The sequence below is a fragment of the Streptomyces sp. NPDC058145 genome, assembly GCF_042884245.1.
Classification (GTDB): Bacteria; Actinomycetota; Actinomycetes; order Streptomycetales; family Streptomycetaceae; genus Streptomyces.
In genome coordinates this window covers 1-6,219 of record NZ_JBHVUH010000050.1, presented here as the reverse complement: position 1 = coordinate 6,219, position 6,219 = coordinate 1, and the positions used below count along the sequence as shown (strand labels likewise).

Here is a 6,219-nt window from a genome sequence, read left to right as displayed (position 1 = left end):
CCCGCCCCGGGGGGGGGGCCGGGGGCCCCCCCGCCCGGGGGCGGCGCCCCCCCCCCCCCCCCCCCCGGGGGGGGGGGGGGGGGGGGGCCGCGGGCCCCCCCCCCCCCCCACCCGTCGAAGGGGCGGAGCCCCTGGTGACGGGACGGGTAGGGGCGGCGGGGGCGAGAACCCTACGCCGGCCGCAGCCACACCGTCGCCAGGGGCGGCAGCGTCAGCCTGATGCTCGCCGGATGGCCGTGCCAGGCCTGCGGCTCCGGCTTGACCGCATCCGGAGTGGTGACATCACTCCCGCCGTACCGCCCCGCATCACTGTTCAGCACCTCCACCCACGCCGGAACGTCCTCCGGCACACCGATCCGGTAGTCGTGCCGCACCACCGGCGCCAGATGGGACACCGAGAGCAGCGGATTCCCCTCGGCGTCGAGACGCAGGAACGCGAAGACGTTGTCCTCCACGGCGTCGCCGGTGACCCACTGGAAGCCGGCCGGATCGGTGTCCCGCTGCCACAGGGCCGGTGTGGTCCGGTAGTTGGCGTTCAGGTCCCGCACCAGGTTCCGCACGCCCCGGTGGTCGCCCTCGGCGCCGTAGGACGGGTCGAGCAGCCACCAGTCGGGGCCGTGCGCCTCGGACCACTCGGCTCCCTGCGCGAACTCCTGCCCCATGAAGAGCAGTTGCTTGCCCGGGTGTGCCCACATGAAGCCGAGGTAGGCCCGCAGGTTGGCGCGCTGCTGCCACCAGTCGCCCGGCATCTTCGACACCAGCGAGCGCTTGCCGTGCACCACCTCGTCGTGGGAGATGGGCAGCACGTAGTTCTCGCTGTACGCGTACACCATCGAGAAGGTCATCTCGTGATGGTGGTAGCTGCGGTGCACCGGCTCATGGCTCATGTACTGCAGCGAGTCGTGCATCCAGCCCATGTTCCACTTCAGCCCGAAGCCCAGGCCGCCGAAGCCGCTCGGGCCGCGGTGGTGGGTGGGGCGGGTGACGCCGTCCCACGCCGTCGACTCCTCCGCGATGGTCACCACCCCCGGGCAGCGCCGGTAGACCGTGGCGTTCATCTCCTGCAGGAACGCGACCGCGTCCAGGTTCTCCCGGCCGCCGTGCTCGTTCGGCGTCCACTGACCGGGCTCGCGCGAGTAGTCGAGGTAGAGCATCGAGGCGACGGCGTCCACGCGCAGTCCGTCGATGTGGAACTCCTCGCACCAGTACACCGCGTTCGCCACCAGGAAGTTGCGCACCTCGCGCCGGCCGAAGTCGAACTCCAGGGTGCCCCAGTCGGGGTGGGCGGCGCGCAGCGGGTCGTGGTGCTCGTACAGGGGCCGTCCGTCGAACTCCGCCAGCGCCCACGCGTCGCGCGGGAAGTGCGCCGGGACCCAGTCCATCAGGACGCCGATGCCCGCCTGGTGCAACCGGTCCACCAGGTACTTGAAGTCGTCCGGGGTGCCGAGGCGCGCCGTGGGCGCGTAGAAACCGGTGACCTGGTAGCCCCAGGAACCGCCGAACGGGTGCTCGGCGACCGGCATCAGCTCCACATGGGTGAAGCCCATCTCCGTCACGTAGGCGGGGAGCTGCTCGGCGAGCTGCCGGTAGGTCAGACCCGGGCGCCAGGAGGGCAGATGGACCTCGTACACGGAGAACGGCGCCTCGTGGACCGGGGTGCCTGCACGCCGCTCCAGCCACTGCGCGTCCTCCCACTCGTGGCGCGAGGCGTGCACGACGGATGAGGTCGCCGGCGGGACCTCGGTGCGACGGGCCATCGGGTCGGCCCGCAGGGTGCGCGAGCCGTCCGGGCGGGTGATCTCGAACTTGTACAGCTCGCCCTCGCCGACACCCGGCACGAACAGCTCCCAGACGCCCGAGGAGCCGAGCGAGCGCATCGGGAAGGCCCCGGCGTCCCAGAAGTTGAAGGTCCCGGCGACCCGGACGCCCCGCGCGTTCGGCGCCCACACCGAGAACCGGGTGCCCGTCACCCCCTCGTGCGTCGTGATGTGTGCGCCGAGCGCCCGCCACAGCTGCTCGTGCCGGCCCTCGCCGATCAGGTGCAGGTCCAGCTCGCCCAGCGTGGGCAGGAAGCGGTAGGCGTCCTCCGTCTCGTGGACGGAACCGTCGTAGGTGACGAGCAGCCGGTAGGCGGGGACGTCGGTCAGCGGGAGCAGCCCGGAGAAGAAGCCGTCACCGTCGTCGTGCAACTCCGTCCGCAGGTCCCCGGAGACCACGGTGACCGCCTGGGCGTAGGGGCGGAAGGCCCGGAAGGCGACACCGCCGGGGACCGGATGGGCGCCGAGCACGGAGTGCGGGGCGTGGTGCGTGCCGTGCAGCAGCCGCTCGCGGTCACCGGCGTCGATCGCGGGGGAGACCGCCACCTCCGCCGGACCCGGCCGGTCCGGCGGTTCGGGCCTGCGGGCGGCCGGGATCGCGGCCCTGTCGCTCCTTGCCCTGTCCGTCCTGCTCCTGTCCGTCTTGCTCTTGCCTGACTTGTTCTTCGAGGTGGCTGGCTTCTTGGACGTCACGGACGGTTCTCCCGGGCGAGGGTCGGGTCGGACGCGGCGAGGCGGCGGACCGCCGCGAGGGGCACGGGCAGCCACTCGGGGCGGTGGCGGGCCTCGTAGACGACTTCGTAGACGGCCTTGTCGGTCTCGTAGGCCCGCAGCAGCACCGGGTCGGTGCGCGGATCGCGGCCCGCCACCTCCGCGTACCCGGAGCAGTAGGCGGACCGGCAGCGTCGCGCCCAGTCCGGCGCGGGCGGGTTCGCCGAATGGGCGGCGTAGTCGAAGGAGCGCAGCATTCCGGCGACGTCCCGCACCGGCGGATGCGGCATGCGCCGCTCGGCCAGCGGCCGGGCCGGCTCGCCCTCGAAGTCGATCAGCGACCAGGCTGCCCCATCGCTCGACGCGTGGGCGGTATCCCCGGACGGTGAGCGCAGGCACTGGCCGAGGTGCAGATCGCCGTGGACGCGCTGGGCGGTCCAGGTGTGCCCCTCGGCGGCCAGCTCCGCCAGCGCCGCGAAGGCGGAACGCAGCCCGTGCTCGTACGGCAGCAGCGCCGGCACCGCCCGCACCGCCGCCTCCAGCCGCTCGGTCATGCCGTGCACCAGCAGCCGGAGCTGGGCCTGGCCCAGGGTGACCGTCGGCAGGGCGCGCGCCAGCGCGGTGTGCACCTCGGCGGTCGCCCGGCCGAGCGCCCGCGCCTCGGCGACGAAGTCCTCGCCCTTGGCCAGTTCGCGCAGCGCCAGCTCCCAGCCGTCGTCCGCGCCGTTCAGGAACGGCTGGAGCACGGCCAGGACGTACGGCTCCGGGTCCGGCCCGGCGAGCAGCCACGCCGTCGGCGCGGGCACCCGGTCGCAGCCCTCGCCGGCCAGGGCGAGCGGTATCTCCAGGTCGGGATTGACCCCCGGGACCACCCGGCGCAGCAGCTTCAGGATGAACGTATCTCCGTACACGATCGACGAGTTGGACTGCTCGGCGGTCATCAGCCGGGGTACGAGGCCGTCCCGGATCTCCTGGTGCGGGTCCCGTTCGAACCGCAGCCCGCCGATGCGCGCCCGGGTGCGCAGGGCCTCCAGGAGCACCTCGGCGGGCCGGGGGTCGTACAGGGCCTCGTACACCGTGCGTCCGGCGAGCGGCCCCTGCTCCACATGCCCGATCAGCGCGAGCGCCAGCCGGGGCGGCAGCGCCTCGCGCACACCTATCAGCAGCTGGTAGCAGTCGCCGGGGTGCGGTTGCGCGCCCAGCACGGGCGGCTGGTGGACACGCAGCAGCAGGTGGTAGAGGCCCAGCCGGCCGTCCGGGGGCAGCAGTTCGGTGACGGCCACCTGGGTGAACCCGGTGACCGGACGTCCCTTGCCCGCGAACCAGCGCTGCCTGGGCAGCCACTCGCGCAGCAGCGGATCGAGCGATGTGAGGAGGTGGCCGGTCGTGCGGTCGGTGCCGAAGGGGGTGACCGTTTCCGCCATGGGCGTCACGTTCCTTTCCCCGGATCGTCGGGGTGTGAGTGTTGCGTGCCCAGGGTGGGGCGGTGGAAACCGCCGACCGCCCCACCCGGTGGGACTACGCCGCGTCCCGGCGCAGCCGGAACCAGTAGAAGCCGTGGCCCGCGAGGGTCAGCAAGTACGGCAGTTCACCGATGGCCGGGAACCGCACCCCGCCGAACAGCTCGACCGGATGGCGTCCGGTGAACTGCCTGAGGTCCAGTTCCGTGGGCTGTGCGAACCGCGAGAAGTTGTGCACGCACAGCACCAGGTCGTCCTCGTACTCGCGCAGGAAGGCGATCACCGCCGGGTTCGAGGACTGCAGCTCGGTGTAGGACCCGAGGCCGAAGGCGGGGTTCTGCTTGCGGATCTCGATCATGCGGCGGGTGAAGTGCAGCAGCGACGAGGGCGACGACATGGACGCCTCGACGTTGGTGACCTGGTAGCCGTAGACCGGGTCCATGATGGTGGGCAGGAAGAGGCGCCCCGGATCGGACGACGAGAAGCCCGCGTTGCGGTCGGGGGTCCACTGCATGGGGGTGCGGACGGCGTCGCGGTCGCCGAGCCAGATGTTGTCGCCCATGCCGATCTCGTCGCCGTAGTACAGGATCGGCGAGCCGGGCAGGGACAGCAGCAGGGCGGTGAACAGCTCGATCTGGTTGCGGTCGTTGTCGAGCAGGGGGGCGAGGCGGCGGCGGATGCCGATGTTGGCGCGCATCCGCGGGTCCTTGGCGTACTCGGCCCACATGTAGTCGCGTTCCTCGTCGGTGACCATCTCCAGGGTCAGCTCGTCGTGATTGCGCAGGAAGATGCCCCACTGGCAGTTCGACGGGATCGAGGGGGTCTTGGCGAGGATCTCGGAGACCGGGTAACGGGACTCGCGGCGTACGGCCATGAAGATGCGCGGCATGACGGGGAAGTGGAACGCCATGTGGCACTCGTCGCCGCCGGAGGCGTAGTCGCCGAAGTAGTCGACCACGTCCTCGGGCCACTGGTTGGCCTCCGCCAGCAGGACCGTGTCGGGGTACTGGGCGTCGATCTCCTTGCGGACCCGCCTCAGGAACTGGTGCGTCGCCGGCAGGTTCTCGCAGTTGGTGCCCTCCTGCTGGTACAGGTACGGCACGGCGTCCAGGCGGAACCCGTCGATACCGAGGTCCAGCCAGAACTTCAGCGCGGAGATCATCTCCTCCTGCACGGCCGGGTTCTCGTAGTTCAGATCCGGCTGGTGCGAGAAGAAGCGGTGCCAGTAGTACTGCTTGCGTACGGGGTCGTACGTCCAGTTGGAGGCCTCGGTGTCGACGAAGATGATCCGGGCGTCCTGGTACTGCTTGTCGTCGTCGGCCCAGACGTAGTAGTCCCCGTACGGCCCGTCCGGGTCCCTCCTCGACTCCTGGAACCACGGGTGCTGGTCGCTGGTGTGGTTCATGACGAAGTCGATGATGACGCGCATGCCGCGCTGGTGCGCGGAGTCCACGAACTCCACGAAGTCGGCGAGGTCACCGAACTCGGGCAGTACGGCGGTGTAGTCGGAGACGTCGTAACCGCCGTCCCGCAGAGGGGACTTGAAGAAGGGCGGCAGCCAGAGGCAGTCGACGCCCAGCCACTGGAGGTAGTCGAGCTTGGCGGTCAGGCCCTTGAGGTCGCCGATGCCGTCACCGTCGCTGTCCTGGAAGGAGCGGACCAGGACCTCGTAGAAGACGGCGCTCTTGAACCAATCCGGATGCCGGTCCTTGGCGGGAGTGTCCTCGAAGGTGTCCGGGACCGGCTCGTTGACGATCATATGGTGGGTGACCCTCCGGTCGGCGGGGTGGACGGTCGCAGAACCTGGCTGTGCTCACCCGGTGGACGTTCCTCGAACTCCCGGCCGACGGCCAGCACATGGGCGCCCCCGGGACCGAGGCGTACATAGCCGGCCCTGCCCCAGTGATAGGTGTCGCCGGTGAGCAGGTCGCGCACCGGCGTCGACTCGTGCCATTCCAGGCCGAGTTGCGGCATGTCCAACGAGACCGTGGCTTCCTGGGTGTGGTGGGGGTCGAGGTTGGCGACCACCAGAACCGTGTTCGATCCGCTCCGCTTCGAGTAGGCGATCACCGCGTCCTTGTCGGCGTGGTGGAAGTGGAGGTCGCGCAGCTGCCGCAGGGCCGGGTTCGCCCGCCTGATGGTGTTGAGCCGGGTGATGAGGGGGGCGATGGTGCGGCCCTCGCGTGCGGCGGCTTCCCAGTCCCGGTGTTTGAGCTGGTACTTCTCGGAGT

4 protein-coding genes are annotated in these 6,219 nt (G+C 70.9%); all 4 read right to left on the bottom strand.

What is annotated here, in order from left to right:
* Positions 1 to 170 precede the first annotated feature (170 nt).
* The gene (gene glgB, locus ACFVVO_RS39250; RefSeq protein WP_390061670.1) at positions 171 to 2,414 is read right to left on the bottom strand and encodes a 1,4-alpha-glucan branching enzyme; all 2,244 of its coding nucleotides are present in this window, start codon (positions 2,412 to 2,414) and stop codon (positions 171 to 173) included.
* A gap of 92 nt (positions 2,415 to 2,506) precedes the next feature.
* Complete coding sequence (locus ACFVVO_RS39245) at positions 2,507 to 3,952, bottom strand: maltokinase (protein WP_390061668.1); 1,446 nt, start codon at positions 3,950 to 3,952, stop codon at positions 2,507 to 2,509.
* 94 nt (positions 3,953 to 4,046) lie between these two features.
* Positions 4,047 to 5,747 carry a maltose alpha-D-glucosyltransferase gene (gene treS / locus ACFVVO_RS39240; protein WP_390061667.1) on the bottom strand — a complete coding sequence of 567 codons (1,701 nt, stop codon included), beginning with the start codon at positions 5,745 to 5,747 and terminating at the stop codon, positions 4,047 to 4,049.
* Positions 5,744 to 6,219, bottom strand: a 476-nt coding sequence (locus tag ACFVVO_RS39235; protein WP_390061666.1) for an alpha-glucosidase C-terminal domain-containing protein, incomplete at its 5' end; no start/stop codon positions are given. The genes treS and ACFVVO_RS39235, both read right to left, overlap by 4 nt.

Excerpts from the sequence above, each read along its gene's own strand:
- ACFVVO_RS39245 (WP_390061668.1), bottom strand. The coding sequence starts at position 3,952 with ATGGCGGAAACGGTCACCCCCTTCGGCACCGACCGCACGACCGGCCAC.
- treS (WP_390061667.1), bottom strand. The coding sequence starts at position 5,747 with ATGATCGTCAACGAGCCGGTCCCGGACACCTTCGAGGACACTCCCGCC.